General features: G+C 62.8%; 14 protein-coding genes. 4 read left to right on the forward strand and 10 right to left on the reverse strand.

Annotated elements, in window-relative coordinates:
• The first annotated feature begins 49 nt into the window (after positions 1-49).
• Positions 50-1,960, forward strand: a complete 1,911-nt coding sequence (ftsH, locus tag FIU81_RS01690; protein ID WP_124110989.1) for an ATP-dependent zinc metalloprotease FtsH — start codon at positions 50-52, stop codon at positions 1,958-1,960.
• Between the two features lie 93 nt (positions 1,961-2,053).
• Positions 2,054-2,641: an MOSC domain-containing protein gene (locus FIU81_RS01695; protein ID WP_124110988.1), complete on the forward strand. Its 588-nt coding sequence runs from the start codon at positions 2,054-2,056 to the stop codon at positions 2,639-2,641.
• Positions 2,642-2,875: 234 nt separating this feature from the next.
• On the opposite strand, the gene FIU81_RS01700 is transcribed toward FIU81_RS01695, so the two are convergent.
• From FIU81_RS01700 to FIU81_RS01710, 3 genes are all read right to left on the reverse strand, one after another.
• Positions 2,876-3,238 carry a PaaI family thioesterase gene (locus FIU81_RS01700; protein ID WP_124111158.1) on the reverse strand — a complete coding sequence of 121 codons (363 nt, stop codon included), beginning with the start codon at positions 3,236-3,238 and terminating at the stop codon, positions 2,876-2,878.
• Positions 3,239-3,273: 35 nt separating this feature from the next.
• The gene (gene pdeM / locus FIU81_RS01705; protein ID WP_124110987.1) at positions 3,274-3,948 is read right to left on the reverse strand and encodes a ligase-associated DNA damage response endonuclease PdeM; all 675 of its coding nucleotides are present in this window, start codon (positions 3,946-3,948) and stop codon (positions 3,274-3,276) included.
• A 71-nt stretch (positions 3,949-4,019) separates the two neighbouring features.
• On the reverse strand, positions 4,020-6,461 hold the full coding sequence (locus FIU81_RS01710) for a ligase-associated DNA damage response DEXH box helicase (protein WP_124110986.1): 2,442 nt from the start codon (positions 6,459-6,461) through the stop codon (positions 4,020-4,022).
• Positions 6,462-6,522: 61 nt separating this feature from the next.
• Between FIU81_RS01710 and FIU81_RS01715 the strand changes: the two genes are divergently transcribed.
• Entirely contained in the window at positions 6,523-7,173 is a 651-nt protein-coding gene (locus FIU81_RS01715; protein ID WP_172971373.1) for an NAD(P)H-binding protein, read from the forward strand.
• An 18-nt stretch (positions 7,174-7,191) separates the two neighbouring features.
• Here the strand turns inward: FIU81_RS01715 and FIU81_RS01720 are convergent, their stop codons facing one another.
• Positions 7,192-8,499 carry an ATPase gene (locus FIU81_RS01720; protein ID WP_124110984.1) on the reverse strand — a complete coding sequence of 436 codons (1,308 nt, stop codon included), beginning with the start codon at positions 8,497-8,499 and terminating at the stop codon, positions 7,192-7,194.
• A gap of 146 nt (positions 8,500-8,645) precedes the next feature.
• Between FIU81_RS01720 and FIU81_RS01725 the strand changes: the two genes are divergently transcribed.
• Positions 8,646-10,247 carry a hypothetical protein gene (locus FIU81_RS01725; RefSeq protein WP_124110983.1) on the forward strand — a complete coding sequence of 534 codons (1,602 nt, stop codon included), beginning with the start codon at positions 8,646-8,648 and terminating at the stop codon, positions 10,245-10,247.
• Here FIU81_RS01725 and FIU81_RS01730 read toward each other — a convergent pair.
• From FIU81_RS01730 to FIU81_RS01755, 6 genes are read right to left on the reverse strand one after another with little or no spacing between them, the layout of a single operon-like run.
• Positions 10,244-10,756 (reverse strand): prepilin peptidase, encoded by a 513-nt coding sequence (locus FIU81_RS01730; RefSeq protein ID WP_124110982.1) that lies wholly within the window; start codon positions 10,754-10,756, stop codon positions 10,244-10,246. The two genes, FIU81_RS01725 and FIU81_RS01730, sit on opposite strands and share 4 nt — an antisense overlap.
• On the reverse strand, positions 10,753-11,613 hold the full coding sequence (locus FIU81_RS01735) for a tetratricopeptide repeat protein (protein ID WP_124110981.1): 861 nt from the start codon (positions 11,611-11,613) through the stop codon (positions 10,753-10,755). Before FIU81_RS01735 ends, FIU81_RS01730 begins: the two co-directional genes overlap by 4 nt.
• 41 nt (positions 11,614-11,654) lie before the next feature.
• On the reverse strand, positions 11,655-12,203 hold the full coding sequence (locus tag FIU81_RS01740; RefSeq protein WP_413816218.1) for a tetratricopeptide repeat protein: 549 nt from the start codon (positions 12,201-12,203) through the stop codon (positions 11,655-11,657).
• Positions 12,204-12,209: 6 nt separating this feature from the next.
• Positions 12,210-13,184 (reverse strand): type II secretion system F family protein, encoded by a 975-nt coding sequence (locus tag FIU81_RS01745; RefSeq protein ID WP_124110980.1) that lies wholly within the window; start codon positions 13,182-13,184, stop codon positions 12,210-12,212.
• A 3-nt stretch (positions 13,185-13,187) separates the two neighbouring features.
• Positions 13,188-14,156, reverse strand: coding sequence for a type II secretion system F family protein (locus tag FIU81_RS01750; protein WP_124110979.1), 969 nt, complete (start codon positions 14,154-14,156; stop codon positions 13,188-13,190).
• Positions 14,157-14,160: 4 nt separating this feature from the next.
• Positions 14,161-15,630: a CpaF family protein gene (locus FIU81_RS01755; protein WP_172971374.1), complete on the reverse strand. Its 1,470-nt coding sequence runs from the start codon at positions 15,628-15,630 to the stop codon at positions 14,161-14,163.
• Positions 15,631-15,636 lie beyond the last annotated feature (6 nt).

A 15,636-nucleotide genomic window follows, 5' to 3' on the forward strand; every position in this document is an offset into this window, starting at 1 on the left:
CCAATCGGGCGCTCCCACGCGTCCGCAATTCCCCATGGGAGGCTGTTTCTTGGGCAACGCGCGCAACATCGCATTCTGGGTCGTTCTGTTCCTGCTGGTCCTGGCGCTCTTCAATCTTTTTTCGGGCGGCAACTCGTCCCTGAACTCCAACTCGGTCAGCTACTCTGACTTCGTCGAACAGGTCGACAGTGGAGAAGTCTCCAGCGTTACGCTCGATGGCGAGAAGGTGCTGTTCCGCGGCTCTGACGGTCAGGATTATTCCACCATCCGTCCCGACAACGGTGACCAATTGACGGAACGCCTGATCGACAACGACGTGACCGTGAACGCACGTCCGCAAGAACAGTCAGGCTTCAGCGCGATCCTGATGACCTTCTTGCCGTTCCTGTTGCTGATCGGCGTCTGGATCTACTTCATGAACCGGATGCAGGGCGGCGGCAAAGGCGGCGCGATGGGCTTCGGAAAGTCGAAGGCCAAGCTGCTGACAGAAAAGCACGGTCGCGTGACGTTCGACGACGTGGCCGGTATCGACGAGGCGAAGGACGATCTGGAAGAGATCGTGGAATTCCTGCGCAACCCGCAGAAATTCTCGCGCCTCGGCGGCAAGATCCCCAAAGGTGCGTTGCTGGTGGGCCCTCCGGGCACCGGTAAGACGCTGCTGGCCCGTGCCGTGGCCGGTGAGGCGGGCGTGCCGTTTTTCACCATTTCCGGCTCTGACTTCGTAGAAATGTTCGTTGGTGTCGGTGCGTCCCGCGTGCGTGACATGTTCGAGCAGGCCAAGAAAAACGCGCCCTGTATCGTCTTCATCGACGAGATCGATGCCGTGGGCCGCTCGCGTGGCGTGGGCTACGGTGGCGGCAACGATGAACGCGAGCAGACGCTGAACCAGTTGCTGGTCGAGATGGACGGCTTCGAGGCGAACGAGGGCATAATCATCGTTGCGGCCACCAACCGCCCCGACGTGCTCGACCCCGCCCTGCTGCGTCCGGGCCGCTTCGACCGTCAGGTTCAAGTGCCGAACCCCGACATCAAGGGGCGCGAGAAGATCTTGGGCGTCCACTCGCGCAAGGTGCCGCTGGGCCCGAACGTCGACCTGCGCATCATCGCACGCGGCACGCCCGGTTTCTCCGGTGCCGATCTGGCCAACCTTGTGAACGAATCCGCTCTGATGGCCGCCCGTGTCGGTCGCCGCTTCGTGACGATGGACGACTTCGAGAACGCCAAGGACAAGGTCATGATGGGCGCCGAACGCCGCTCCATGGTCATGACCGAGGACGAGAAGAAGCTGACCGCCTACCACGAGGCCGGTCACGCCATCGTCGGCCTCAACGTCCCGCAGCACGATCCCGTCCACAAGGCGACGATCATCCCGCGCGGCCGTGCGCTGGGCTTGGTGCTTTCCCTGCCGGAACGCGATCAGCTTTCGGTCAGCTACCAGAAATACACGTCCAAGATCGCCATGGCGATGGGCGGGCGTGTGGCCGAAGAGCTGAAGTTCGGCGCAGAGAACGTGACCAGCGGAGCAGCGTCTGACATTCAGCAGGTCACCAAGATCGCCCGTGCGCTGGTGACGCAGTTCGGCTTCGATCCTGACCTTGGTTACGTGGATTACGCCAACGAACAGCAGTCCTATTTGGGCGGCTATTCCGGTGGGGCCAGCCATTCGGCAGCCACGCAGCGGGTGATCGACGAGAAGGTGAAGAAGCTGATCGACGACGGCTACGATACCGCCAAGCGCATTCTCACCGAAAAGAACGAGGAATGGGAACGTCTGGCGCAGGGTCTTTTGGAGTATGAGACGCTGACCGGCCCCGAGATCATGAAGGTCGTGAACGGCGAAGCTCTCAACCGGGGTGATGACGACGACTCGCCGGATCAAGGCAACGCTCCGTCGATCGCGGCGATTCCGAAGACCAAGCCGAAGTCGAAGCCGGGCGACATGGAGCCCGAGCCGACCTGACCTGCTTGAAAGCCATTGCAAAGGGCCGTCGCATGGAAGTGCGGCGGCCCTTTTGCCGTTGACGGGCAGGCCGCCGTCGCGTGATCTTTCGACATGCCTGCATTGATCCCCACCGACCACACCGCCACCGTCCTCTGGCTTGGCCGCGTGCCACACCGAGACCGGACAGAGATTGATGGTGAAGCCGTGGCATCGCTCGATCTGGGCTTCGGCGGAGCGGTCCATGAGGTTCACGCTGGGCTGACACGCCCGTCGTGCAGTCGTGTGACGTCCCAGCATCCCAAGGGGACCGCGATCGCGAATGTGCGGCAGCTGTCCATCGTCTCACGCGAAGAGATGGACCAGATCGCCGCAGAGATGGGGGTGGAAGCGCTGGATCCTGCGTGGCTTGGAGCGTCGGTGGTAGTTCAGGGCATTCAAGACTTCAGCCACGTGCCACCCTCGTCGCGGCTACAGGGGCCGGACGGGGTGACGCTGGTCATCGATATGCAAAACCGGCCCTGCCACCTGCCTGCTGCCACGATCCAAGAAGCGGTCGGAGACGTGGGAAAGGCCTTCAAATCAGCCGCCAAGGGGCGTCGTGGTGTCACGGCGTGGGTGGAGCGGCCCGGCCGGATCGGCCTGAACGACACGGTCCGACTGCATATTCCGGATCAGCGCGCTTGGGATCCGACACGTTAACACTTTCGTGAGGGAACTGCGCGAGGCTTCGCCGAGTTACATACTCGAACACAGCGGAGACTTGACATGTCCAGCATTATCCTTGCTATCCACGCCGGCCTCGCAACGGGCATCTCGCTTGCTGCTTGGGCGCTGATCTGAAGATAAATACCGACGATTTTTCCCTCTCGTCGGATCACAAACGCCGCGCCGGTCCTCCCACCGGGGCGGCGTTTTTGACTCCCAAGCCCAGTGTCAGACGGGAACCATCGTTCCCTGTAATAACGCGATTTCGATTTCGGTTCCGTCACTTACAGTGTGAACTGAGGCTTGGACCACAACGATCCGCCGCCCCGGCTTGATGACGCGACCACGCGCGATCAAGCGTTCTCCCGCGCAGGGACGCAGGAGATTGATCTTCATTTCTGCCGTCAGAACTTCCGCATCCTCACCCATCATCGTCAGTGCCGCATAGCCCGCCGCCGAATCGCCTATGGCGAAGGTCAGCGCGGCGTGGCCGTAGCCGTGCTGTTGCAACGAACCGGGCAATATCGGCGCGTCGATCCGGGCGGTGCCGTCGCCAAGCTCTACCAGTTCCGCGCCCAGCGTCGTCATCATGGACTGACGCGCAAAGCTGTCGCGGATGCGGTCGCTCACGCCCGTGCCCGTTGTGGCATCGGCACGGCACAGGGGCGTTGGCCCGTGAGGATCGCGCAAGCGTTCGCCCCCATCAGCCCAGCCAACACCGGAGCGGTCCAATCCAGCCCGCCAGTGTAGGTGCCGTAGGCTGGCAGAATCGCGCGCGCGTCATCATACAGGCAGCAGGGGCGTGAGATCAGCTTGCCGCGCAGGGCCAAACGGGCCTTCGGGTGGTAGTGACCCGAAACTTCGGCCTGAGCGTTGGGGTCCGCAATATGGCGGAATATCAGCGGTCCGATCTCCAGATCGTCCAGCGCGGTGCCTCCGATATCGGTTGGTGCGGGATCGTGATTGCCGGTGATCCAAATCCACTGCCGCCCGGCCTGCATCCGTTGGATCCACAGCGTCTCGGCCTCTCCCAGTCCCTCACGCGCGGCATCGTCGTCGAAACTGTCGCCTAGGCAGATCACGGTTCGGGCCTTGGTGGCCAAAACGTCCGCATCCAGCCGGGCCAGCGTGTCGCGGGTCTCATAAGGGGGTAGCATCTGGCCTGAGCGTCGGGCGATGCGTTCGGACTTGCACAGGTGCAAGTCGGACACGACCAGCGTGCCTTCGTCCGGCCACCATAGCGCACCCGTGGACAGCAGGCGCAGGTGCGCCCCCGCCAGATCGAAGTCACAAAAGTTCATGCTCCGTTCCATACCCATGGACGTGTTCTCCGGCAAGTGAGGCTTGGCAGTAGCGCCCGGATTCCACCGGATCAATAGGGTACGGCCCACCGTTTCTTGTCCTCGGCGGTGATCTGCAAACCGGCGCCTTCCATCAGGCGTTCTGCTTCATCCGCAAGCAATTTCTCGGTGGCAGAGCCTTCGACCGGTACGCGCCCGGCTTCCAGAAACAGGGGGGCTGCCAACGGTGTGGGACGGTCGCACACGACATGGTCGATGCGGCCTGCGGTGCGCGCCAACATCTCTTCGATGCGTCCGAAATCGACGAGACCCTTCAGAGCCTCTTCCCGCGTCACATCCATCAACAAGTGATCGGGATCGTATTTGCGCAGAACATCGTATAGGATATCGGCAGAAAAGGTCGCCTGCTTTCCCGACTTGCGCTGGCCGCGCGTCTGCCGGTCGATCAGGCCAGAGATGACGGCGGACTGTTTGAAGGTGCGTTTCATCACCGCGTTGCCGCCAAGCCAGGTTTCGAACGTGCGTCGCAGGTCATCGCCGTCGAACAGGGGCGCGGGGTCGGTGACCGGGTCGAGCCCCCAGATCAGTGTGGCGTAATCGGTCGACACGAAGCCCATGGGGTGAAGGCCGTTTTCTTCCATCCGGGCCGTGACCAGCAGGCCCAGCGTCTGCATCGCGTTGCGCCCGGCAAAGCCGTAAATGCAAGTGTGCGCGCGGCCCAGGTATGGGAAGCTTTCGACAAGGATACGGTCGGCCTCGGGCAGCTTTGACGCGCCGCGTTGCAGGTGCAGCCACTGGCGGGTGGCGTCGGGCAGTTCGGGCCAGTCATCTTGCTGGAACATGCGCAGAACGCGGTGGGACAGTTGAGTGGAGGTGGCGAACTTCGTGCCCATGAATGTCGCGATCTTGGGCGGCTTGTCGGGCTTGGGAGAGACCTCGACGATCATCTCGCGCAGGCCTTCATAGCGGACGATCTTTCCGCCGATGAGGAACGTGTCGCCGGGGGTAAGCGTGGCGGCGAAACCTTCCTCGACCTCTCCCAGTGGCACCCCGCCGCGCCGATTGCGCAGGCGGACCTTCAGCAGATCGGTGTCCATGATGGTTCCGATATTCTGGCGGATGCGGACCGCCCCGCGCGGATCGCGCAGGTGATATTGGCCGTCGGTCTCTTTCAGCCGCTGCCATTGGTCGTAGGCGCGCAGGGCGTAGCCGCCGGTGGCGATGAAATCGAGGCATTGGTCGAAGGCGGCGCGGGTGAGGGTGCTGTAGGCGCCTGCGGATTTAACCTCGCGATAGAGCTCTGCCGCGTCGAAAGGACCGGATGCGGCGCGGATCAGGATGTGCTGGCACAGCACGTCGCGGGGGCCGGGGCCGCGGGGATCTCCGTCGAGATCGCGGGCCTTCACGGCTTCCAGCGCTGCGACGCATTCAACGACCTCAAACCGGTTGGCGGGAACGAGCAGGGCTTTGGAGGGCGCATTGTACCGGTGGTTCGCACGCCCGATCCGTTGCACCAGCCGCTTCACGTTCTTCGGCGCGCCCACTTGGATCACGAGGTCCACGTCGCCCCAGTCGATGCCAAGGTCCAGGCTGCCGGTGCAGACGATGGCGCGCAGGTCGCCGTTGACCATCGCGGCTTCGGTCTTGGCGCGCTGCTCGCGCGATAGGCTGCCGTGGTGAATGCCGATGGGCAGCGCGTCCTCGTTCTGCAGCCACAGTTCGTGGAAGAAGATTTCCGCCTGCGCGCGCGTGTTGTGGAAAATCAGCGTGGTCTTGTGCTGACGCACCTGCTCGAGCACCTCAGGGATCGCGTAGCGCCCGCCACCACCGGCCCAAGGGGGCGGGGCCTCTACCTCCATCATCGCGATGTCGGGGTCTGGGCCGGGATCGGCGTAAAGGATTTCGCAGGGATCGGGGTGCTTGGCGAGGAAGCTGGCGATGGCGGCGGGGTCTTCGACCGTGGCCGACAGACCGACGCGACGCAGGTCCGGGACCAGAGCGTTCAGCCGCGACAGGGCCAGCATCAGCTGATCGCCCCGTTTCGATTCGGCCAGCGCGTGGATCTCGTCCACCACGATACGCTGAAGGCCCGCGAAGATACGGGGCGCGTCTTCGTACGACAGCATCAGCGCAAGGCTTTCGGGCGTCGTCAGCAGGATGTGCGGCGGGTCGGCGCGTTGGCGGCGTTTCTGGGTGTAACCGGTGTCGCCCGTTCGATCCTCGATGCGGATGGGCAGACCCATCTCGGTCACGGGCATCGTAAGGTTGCGACGAATGTCGGTCGCCAGCGCCTTCAGGGGCGAGACGTAAAGCGTGTGCATCCCCTTGTGCTCGCCGTCGGCTAGTTCGGCCAGCGTCGGCAGGAACCCCGCCAGAGTCTTCCCGCCGCCCGTGGGCGCGATCAACAGCAACGACGGCGCGCCCGAGCGGTCCAGCATGTCGCGCTGGTGGGGGTGGATCGACCAGCCACGGCTGGCGAACCACGCGTCGAATTGGGGAGGCAGGGTGGTCATGGGGGGAACCTAAGCGCGCGCGGGGCCATTCGCCATGGGACAAGATGCAAAGGAGAGCGCGATGAAGGTTCTGGTGATCGGAGCGACGGGCGGCGTCGGCGGACGCCTGGTCGAGATGCTGGTGGAGGCGGGCCACGAGGTGACCGGGACATGGCACAGCGACGGCGATGACGTGGAACTGCAGCGCCAAGGCGTTACGCCGCGATTTGCAGACCTGACGCAGATGGGTGCGGATGACTTCGGTGATCTGGTGCAGTTCACGGACGCGGTCGTGTTCTCTGCCGGGGCCGGTGGGGCCGGGATGGACCTGGCGACGGCCATCGACGGCGACGCTCCGATTGCGCTGGTGCAAGCGATGGAGGCGCAGGGTGTTGCGCGCCTGGTGCTGGTGTCGGTGTTCCCCGAAGCGGGCCGGGATCAGGAACCGTCCGACGGGTTCGAGCACTACATGGCACAGAAAAAACGGGCCGACGTGGCCGTCTGCGCCTCGGGTCTGGACTGGGTGTTGATCCGTCCGGGCACGTTGCAGGATGACGACGGCGACGGCAGGGTGAACGCGGGGCGCTGCATTTCATATGGCGATGTGGCGCGCGGCAACGTCGCCCGCGCGATCCACGGCGTGCTGGAGCGCCCCGAGTTGTCCCAAGAGATCATCGAGTTGACCGACGGCGACACCGATGTCGACGCCGCCTTGGACGATTTGGTTCGCTGATAACGTAGAGAGCGGGGCCTAGTTTTCGATCTCGCTCTCTTCCACGAACAGGTTGGCCCACGCGCGGTCGATCAACTCGGGCGTCATCTGTGGGGGAATCCCCTCGAACGCGCAGATCGACAGCATCTGGTCGATCAGGAAGATCGGCTGATAGTTGGCGTAGACGTTGTCGATCTCGGGGTATTTCACGCGCAGAAGGTGGATCAGCGCGCGTTCGTCCAGCGGCATCCCTTTTTTCTTCGCGACAAGGCTGAAGATCTTCAGGAAGTCTTTCTGGTTCGGTCCGTCAATCTTGATCTTGTAGAAGATCCGGCGCAGCGCGGCCTTGTCGAAGATATTGTTGGGGTGAAAGTTGGTCGAGAAGATCACCAGCGTGTCGAACGGCACTTCGAACTTTTCACCCGATTGCAGGGCTAGGATGTCTTTCGATTCCTCCAGCGGCACGATCCAACGGTTGATCAGCGACTGGGGGCTCTCTTCCTGTCGGCCAAGGTCGTCGACGATAAAGACGCCGCCGGTGGATTTAAGCTGCAATGGCGCCTGATAGGTGCGCGCCGTCGGGTTGTAGACCAGATCCAGCATGTCGAGCTTCAGTTCGCCGCCGGTGATGACGGTGGGACGAGTGCAGCGGATATAACGCGGATCGTGGCGCTTTTTCAGCCGCAGGGTGTTGGGATCGGAAGCCTCTTCCTTCACCGCCGTATGCACGATGGGGTCGTAGACCGTGATGACCTGACCGGCGTATTCGATGGCATGGGGCACGAAGATCGTATCGCCCAGAGCGTCGCGAATACCGTTAGAGATAGAGGATTTACCGTTCCCCGGCGGCCCGTACATCAGGATGGAACGGCCCGACCCGACCGCGGGGCCAAGCTGGCCCAGCAGGTTGTCGGGCAGGATCAGGTGGCCCATGGCGTCCAGCAGGCGCTGGCGGCTCATCTGGATGTTGCGGATGGACTGGCGTTTGACTTGTTCGGAATAGACGGCCAGCGGGATCGGCATCGCACCGTAGTATTCGGATTGCGCCAGCGCGTCCTGGGCACGGGCCTTGCCGGCGTCGGACAGTTGAAAGCCCATCTCGTTGCCGGATCCCGCGTGCAGCGTGCCGGTCGCCTCCAGCAGCTTCTGCTCGCGCGCCACGTCGATCAGCTCTTGTGCCACGACCAGAGGCAAGGCGATCTGCTTGGCGATATCGGTTGCGGTCGATGCATTGGCGCGGAACATCGTCTTCAGAAGGATGTCGCGCATCATCACCATTGGCAGGCGCATATCGGATAGCGCCTTGGGCGCGGGCGGCTCCAGCATCGGTTGCACTTGCATGTTCATCGGCGGGCCATCCTTGCATTTGGTCCGGTTATCGTGGCGGTAGGGTCGCGTTCGGCGAATTAAAGCCGCGCATCCCGTCGCTTTCGTTCTTCCCCCATCCATCGGTCGATAGTGTGGCGAAAAAACGAAGAGAGGCGGAAAGGCACATGAAAACCATCGCTGGACCGGCGGCGCTTGGCCTAGGGCTGATCGTGGTGATGACGGGCCTGGGCCTGTGGACGGGCGGCCTATACGCCACCCGCTACGAGGGCGACATGCTGCACCTTGTGGACATGATCTTGCGCGTGGCCGCCGGAGACATACCGCACCGCGATTTCATGACGCCGCTGGGCATCCTGTCTGTCTGGCCGATCTCAATCTTCGTGACGCTGGGCGTCGGGGTGGGCAAGGCGATCATGCTGGGGCAGGGGCTGGTGGCGCTGGTGCTGCTGCCGCTGACCGTCTGGGTGGCCATCAGCCGGTTCGAAGGCTGGCTGCGTTACGCCTTCACCGCGCTGGTCTGCGTCTTCGTTCTGGCCATCGTGCACGGCGGAACGGACGCGCAGATCTCGCTGTCGATGCACTACAACCGCTGGGCCTGGGCGCTGGCTTTCGTGGCACTGCCCGTTGCCATGCTGCCGCCGCTGCGGGATGCGCCGCTATGGGACGCGGCGGCGATGGGGCTGCCGCTCGCTGCGCTGGTGCTGATCAAGCTGACCTATGTGATCGCGCTGGTGCCCGCGATCGTCGTGTTGCTTCTGGCACGGCGTATGTATGCGCAACTGGGCTGGGGCGTGGCGATCGGCGTGGCTGTGCTTGCAGCATTCACGCTGTGGTCCGGCATCGGCTACTGGGCCAATTACGCGACTGATCTATTGACCACGGCCACTTCCGAACTGCGGGCGTTCCCCGGCCTGTCGCTCAGCGCACTGCTGACCGGCCCGCTGTATCTTGGCGCGCACCTCGCGGCGCTGGGCGCGATCATCGTGCTGCGGCGCGGTGGGGCAGAGACGCTGGGGCTGGGCCTGCTGATCTTGCTGCCGGGGTTCATCTACATCACCTACCAGAACTTCGGGAATGACGCGCAGTGGATGGTCCTGTTGGGTCTGGTGCTGTGGCAGACCTTGCCGCGCATGACCGACGCGGGGATGCGACAGGCCGCGTTTGCCATCGCCATCGCGCTGCTGGCCTTCGGCACGCCGCTGGCGCTGAACATCGCGATTTCGCCCGTGCGGCACGCAAGCTCGATCAAGGAAGACTTCGCACTGATGTTCCCGTCGTCCGCACAGCATGACGACTTCCTGACCAACACCTTTCGCGCGAACCTTCTGAACGTGCAGATCCCCGGTGAAGAGCGGATGCCGCTCTTTGCGGAGTATGAGGCGCTGGGTGACCGCGAAGAAGAGCCGGGTGCCATCAACGGAGAGGCGCTTCCGCGCTGCGGCGTGCAATTGGGCACCATCGCCTACTTCGAGGGGTTGGCGCAGGACTTGCAGACGGCGGGATATGGCGACGCCCGTATCCTTGTGGCCGACCTGCTGAGCGCCTTGTGGATGTTCGGTGACGGCTTCCCTCCGCTGCCCGGCGCCGCGCCCTGGCGGTATGGCGGCGCGCCGGGTCTGCCAGCAGCGGAGTATGTGCTTGTGCCGCTGTGCGCGATCAACGAGGCCGCGCGCACCGGTATCCTGACAGCGATAGACGAAGCAGGCGTCAGCCTGACCGAGGTGCACCGGACAAACGCCTACATCCTGCTGGAAAAGGACGCCTAGACGAAAGCTGCAGCGGCCAGGTAGGCGGATAGCGCCGGACCCAAGGCCAGGCCCATGGGAAACTTGGAGTTGGTCCAGCTTTCCCAGCCGGGCAGGGCGCGCGTTACCGCCGGGATGCGTCGGATCGCGCGGTGCAACACCAATGCTACAACGGCGGCGACGACCAGGATATACAACGCCTCGGTCGAGTCGCTCAGGGGCACGAAGGGCGCGGCGGCGGCAAGGAACTTTGCGTCGCCCGCCCCCATGATGCCGACCATGTTCGCGCCGAAGCAGATCACCAGCACGACGGCAAAATGCACCCAGCCCCACAGGTAGTCTTGCAGGGGTAGGACCAAGGGGCCGGTGACGCCGTAGATGACCAACAGCGCCAGTACGGCCATGTTGCGGATCTTCATGTGCTTCACGTCCGACGCCGCGACCCAGATGCAGACCGGCAGGGTCAGCGCGAAGAAGACCAGCGCCGCCCGGTCGGACAGAGCCAGATGGGCGAACAGCAGGTCGATCATCCGTTCGAGACGTTGGAGGCCAGCGCATCCAGCGCGCGTTGCGCGGCGGCGAAGTGCTGCGGATGGGTATCGATGGCGTCGCGCAACAGACCCTCTCCGGTGGCCACGTTGCCCTGCTTGATCGCCGTCAGGGCGAGCGTGTGCAGCAACAGGGCGCGTTCTTCCTGCGTCATGTCGACGACGGGCAGCTCATAGTTGCCCTGCGCGCCGCGCGCGAGCGCCATGTTGTTCTTCGCAGTGAACAGGTCGCTGTCGTGGGTCAGGGCTTGTGTAAACAGGCGTTCTGCTTCCGTGAACTTGCCGCGGGTCAGCTTGGAGTAGCCCCAGTTGTTGAACACGCCTGCGGGTGTCTGCGTCAGACCGGCCGCGGATTGGTAGAAGCTGTCGGCGGCATCCCACTCCTTGTTGCTGTCGGCAATCATCGCCTCCAGCCGGAACCGCTGGTAGGTTTGAACCGAGGGGGGCACCTTGTCGATCTGCACCTCGGCAGCCTTCCAGTCGCCAGCGCGGATCAGCGCGTCGGCCAGTGCCAGCCGGTCCTCATCGGTACCGTCCTTGCTTTCGGCAACACGTGCGAAGATGGGTGCAGCCTGATTGGGCTGTTTCGCGCGGATCAATGCCTTTGCAAGACCGCGTTGCAGATCCATGCGTTTGGGATTTTCCGACGTGGCGCGGCGGAAGTAGGCCACGGCCTCGTTCGGGTCGGATTGGGCCAGCATCAGGCCGTTCAGGTTGCTTTCATCGACGACGTTGAGGTCCTTCAAGGCACGGTCGACGTCTGCACTTCCGTCCCGCTGGCCACAGGCCGATAGGGACAACGCGCCGATCAACAGCGCCAGAATCGGGGTATAACGCATTGCCTGCGTCCTTCTTGCCTGCTCGATGTCGGCTTCGCTTTTCAGTCGCGACCCAGAAGCAGGTAGTCCCCGTTCCCGCGCCGAACCAATGCAAAGCTCGGTTTATCGGGATCAGTGTAGGCACCTTCTTCCAACAGGGCTAGTGCGCGCACCAGATTGGCGCGAATGTCGTCACTTTGGCCACTATCGGCTGCGAATGCGGCCCGAAACACGCGGCTGGCCTCTGCCACGCGGTCGGTTTCCATCAGCACCACGCCAAGATTGTTCAAGGCGGGAACGAAGGTCGGGTCTTGCTTGATCGCGCGGCGGAAAAGGCCTTCCGCCTGCCCAAGACGGCCCATGCGCAGGTCGGTCGAACCAAGGGCAGACAGCACGTCGACGGTCATGCCGACCTCTATCGCGCTGCGCAGGTAGGCCTTGCGCGCCAGCTCGTATTCGCCAGCCGCCATCAGTCGGTGCCCGACGATCAGGCCGTCCACCGCATCGGCATCGCGGTCCACAGGGGGCGGGCTTTGCGCATCCGCCAAAGGGCCGCCCGTGTTTCCACAGGCGGCCAGAAGCAGGACCAGACTGATAGCTGCAATCCGCAAGCGTTCCTACTGCCCCATCTTACCCAGCGTTTCGACGATGTTATACACCGACGGTCCCAGCAGAATAATCAGAAGGGGCGGGACGGTGAACATCATTGTGGACAGTGTCATCTTGGTCGGCAGCGTGTTCGCTTTTTCTTCCGCGCGCATCACGCGCTTGTCGCGCATCTCCGAGGCATAGACGCGCAAAGCTTCGGCGATGGATGTACCGAAGGCCGCCGACTGGATCAGCACGGTCACGAAGTTCGATACGTCCGACACGCCCGCGCGCTCACCCATGTCTTTCAGGACGACATTCTTGTCCTTACCGGCTTTGATCTCTTGCGCGACCATCTCGTATTCGTCCGAGAGGGCAGGGTAGCCTGCACGGATTTCCTTGGCGACGCGGGCGATGGAGTGGTCCATGGACTGACCAGCCTCGACGCAAACCAGCATCATGTCCAGGCTGTCGGGAAAGCCGTTTACGATTTCTTCCTGCCGCTTCTGCAGACGCTTCGTCACCCAGTATTTCGGGAGGCCGTAGCCGATGCCGCCGGGCAGCAGCGTGTAAAGGATCATCTTGGTGGTCGAAACGTCCTCTCCACCAGCGCTGGCCAGGGCGAAGATCAGGCCCAGCACAAGAAAGCCGATACCCAGAGCCATCTGCGCGAAGTTCATGATACGGATCGCGTTGGGGCTGCGGTAACCCGCGCGGATCAGCTTGAGGCGCATGGCCGAGTATTCCTCGGCGTTCTGCGGCTCTAGGAAGTTGGAGTATTTCTCCAATTTGTCGACCTTGCCGCCGCCAAGCCGCAAAGACACGCCATCGGCCCGCGCGTTACGGTTCTTCGCAGCCTGCTGGAACTTGTCCATGGGGTCGGGGCGTCGGTTCAGGGCGAAGGGCAGCACACCCAGAACCAGCAGAAGCCCGATCCCGCCAAGGGCGATCATCGGACCCAGGGGGCCCAGCTGATCGGTCAGCATTTGAATGATGGCATCCATTGTTCAGACCTTGATGTTCGTAAGGGTCTTCATGACGAAGATGTTGGCGACAAGGAAACCGGCCACGACAAGGCAGGCGGGGATAAAATACGCCGTCTCTTTCACGTCGTCGTAGTAGTTTGGTTGCAGTACGTTGATCATCACGATTGCGCCCAGCGGGAAGACCGACAGAAACATGCCCGACCACTTCGCCTCTGCCGTAATGGCCGTAACGCGGCGGAACAGCTTGAAGCGCGAACGGATCACCTGGCTGAGACCGTAGAGCACTTCGGCCAAATTACCGCCCGATTGCTGCTGGATCGTCACCGCAACGGCGAGGAAGCGCAAATCCTGCATATCCAGCCGTTCTGCCATGGCTTTCAGCGCCTCGCCGGTGTCGCGGCCATACGCAGCCTCGTCCGCAATGACGCCCATCTCGGACCCCAGCGGGTCGGGCACTTCCTTGGCGACGGCGGCCAAAGCAGAGGAAAACGGATGACCGACGCGCAGGCTGCGCACCATCAACTCGACCGCGTCGGGCAGTTGTTCTTCAATCATCGACATGCGCTTCTTGGCCTTCTTCGAGACCCAGACGAACACGCCGCCGACACCCATCGCGACTGCGCAGGCGATGCGGATCGGGGTGTCCGCACTCGTGCCCAGCGTCAGCCCGGTATAGGCCGCGATGGCCAGCACGCCCATCATCATGATCAGCTGCGTCGGCGTGAACGCAATGTTCGCTTTCTGCGCCTTGGTCGCCAGAAGTGAGTACAGCGGGATCTTCTGGTTCTTCATGTGCTGCGTCATCTCCTTGCGGAGTTGTTCGAGCACCTGTTCGCGGTTGCCGCCCTTTTCGAGCATCTCCAGACGGCGATTGACCCGGCTGTTGAGCGAGATCGATTTGCCGAAGACGGTCAGGTAGATGCCTTCGACCAGCAGCAGAACGGCGACGAAGATGACGCCGTAGACGACAAGATCCATGGATACTTGCATTGGATCAGCCTTTCACGGGTTCGTAGATTTCGGCGGGCAAGTTGTAGCCCCACATCTTGAAGCGCTCGGCGTAGTGCGAGCGCACACCGGTGCCGGTGTAGTGGCCCAATATCTTGTTGTCGGGCGTCAGACCGGTGCGCTGGAAGCGGAAGACTTCCTGCATAGAGATCACATCGCCTTCCATGCCGGTCACTTCGGTGATCGACACCATGCGGCGCGAACCGTCCTGAAGGCGGCTGGCCTGCACGATCAGATGGACAGCGGACGCGATCTGGCTGCGCACGGCCTTCAGCGGCATTTCGATACCGGCCATCGCGATCATGTTCTCCAATCGGCTGATGCCGTCGCGGGCAGAGTTCGCGTGGATCGTGGTCATCGACCCGTCGTGGCCAGTGTTCATGGCCTGCAACATGTCGATGACTTCCTCGCCGCGCGTCTCACCGACGATGATACGGTCGGGGCGCATCCGCAGGGCATTCTTCAGACAGTCGCGCTGGCTGACGGCACCGCGGCCTTCGACGTTGGCCGGGCGGCTTTCCATTCGGCCCACGTGGGTCTGTTGCAGTTGAAGCTCCGCCGTATCTTCGATCGTCAGGATACGCTCGTCGTTGTCGATGAAGGACGACAGGGCGTTCAACGTGGTCGTCTTACCCGAACCCGTACCGCCCGAGACGATGATGTTCAGGCGGGTGGACACGGCAGCTTCCAGATACAGTGCCATTTCCTCGGTGAAGGCCCCGAAGTTCACAAGATCCTGGATACCCAGCTTGTCCTTCTTGAACTTACGGATCGAGACAAGGCTGCCATCCACCGCGATGGGCGGGACCATGGCGTTGAAACGCGAGCCGTCTGCGAGGCGGGCGTCGACGTATGGGTTGGATTCGTCAACGCGGCGGCCCACGGCGGACACGATCTTGTCGATGATGCGCAGCAGGTGACGCTCATCCTTGAAAGTGATGTCGGTCAGTTCCAGCTTGCCCGCGCGTTCCACGAAGATCTGCTGGGGTCCGTTGACGAGGATATCGTTAACGCTTTCGTCCTTCAGCAACGCTTCCAGCGGGCCGAGGCCTTTCACTTCGTCGTACAGTTCCTGGTTCAGAAGCTGACGCTCTTCGCGGTTCAGAACGATGCCCATCGTGCTCATCGCCTCTGACGCGATGGCGGTGATCTCTGATTTCAGGTCGCTCTCGCTCGCCTGTTCCAGCGCGGCGAGGTTCAGGTTCTCCAGAAGCTCCTTGTGAAGCTGGACCTTGATGTCGCCAAGTCGTTCCTTGCGCTTCTTTTCCTTGTCGGGCTGCGCGGCGCGGGCTTCGGCGCGCATCGGGCGAACATTGTCGGGCAGCTTGGTCGCCATTTTCGCCTTGGGCGGGATCGGGGCGGCAGACGCAGGCTCTCCCGATTTCGGTGTGGGCACGCCCTTGGGCAGCGTGGCGGGCTTGGTGGGCGATCCGGTTTTCTTGTAACGCGAGAACATCGTTAT

Source organism: Palleronia sp. THAF1 (assembly GCF_009363795.1).
Classification (GTDB): Bacteria; Pseudomonadota; Alphaproteobacteria; order Rhodobacterales; family Rhodobacteraceae; genus Palleronia.

Coding starts and splice junctions, on each gene's coding strand:
- FIU81_RS01695 (WP_124110988.1), top strand. CDS start 2,054: ATGCCTGCATTGATCCCCACCGACCACACCGCCACCGTCCTCTGGCTT.
- FIU81_RS01700 (WP_124111158.1), bottom strand. CDS start 3,238: ATGATGACGACGCTGGGCGCGGAACTGGTAGAGCTTGGCGACGGCACC.
- pdeM (WP_124110987.1), bottom strand. CDS start 3,948: ATGAACTTTTGTGACTTCGATCTGGCGGGGGCGCACCTGCGCCTGCTG.
- FIU81_RS01710 (WP_124110986.1), bottom strand. CDS start 6,461: ATGACCACCCTGCCTCCCCAATTCGACGCGTGGTTCGCCAGCCGTGGC.
- FIU81_RS01715 (WP_172971373.1), top strand. CDS start 6,523: ATGAAGGTTCTGGTGATCGGAGCGACGGGCGGCGTCGGCGGACGCCTG.
- FIU81_RS01720 (WP_124110984.1), bottom strand. CDS start 8,499: ATGAACATGCAAGTGCAACCGATGCTGGAGCCGCCCGCGCCCAAGGCG.
- FIU81_RS01725 (WP_124110983.1), top strand. CDS start 8,646: ATGAAAACCATCGCTGGACCGGCGGCGCTTGGCCTAGGGCTGATCGTG.
- FIU81_RS01730 (WP_124110982.1), bottom strand. CDS start 10,756: ATGATCGACCTGCTGTTCGCCCATCTGGCTCTGTCCGACCGGGCGGCG.
- FIU81_RS01735 (WP_124110981.1), bottom strand. CDS start 11,613: ATGCGTTATACCCCGATTCTGGCGCTGTTGATCGGCGCGTTGTCCCTA.
- FIU81_RS01745 (WP_124110980.1), bottom strand. CDS start 13,184: ATGGATGCCATCATTCAAATGCTGACCGATCAGCTGGGCCCCCTGGGT.
- FIU81_RS01750 (WP_124110979.1), bottom strand. CDS start 14,156: ATGCAAGTATCCATGGATCTTGTCGTCTACGGCGTCATCTTCGTCGCC.
- FIU81_RS01755 (WP_172971374.1), bottom strand. CDS start 15,630: ATGTTCTCGCGTTACAAGAAAACCGGATCGCCCACCAAGCCCGCCACG.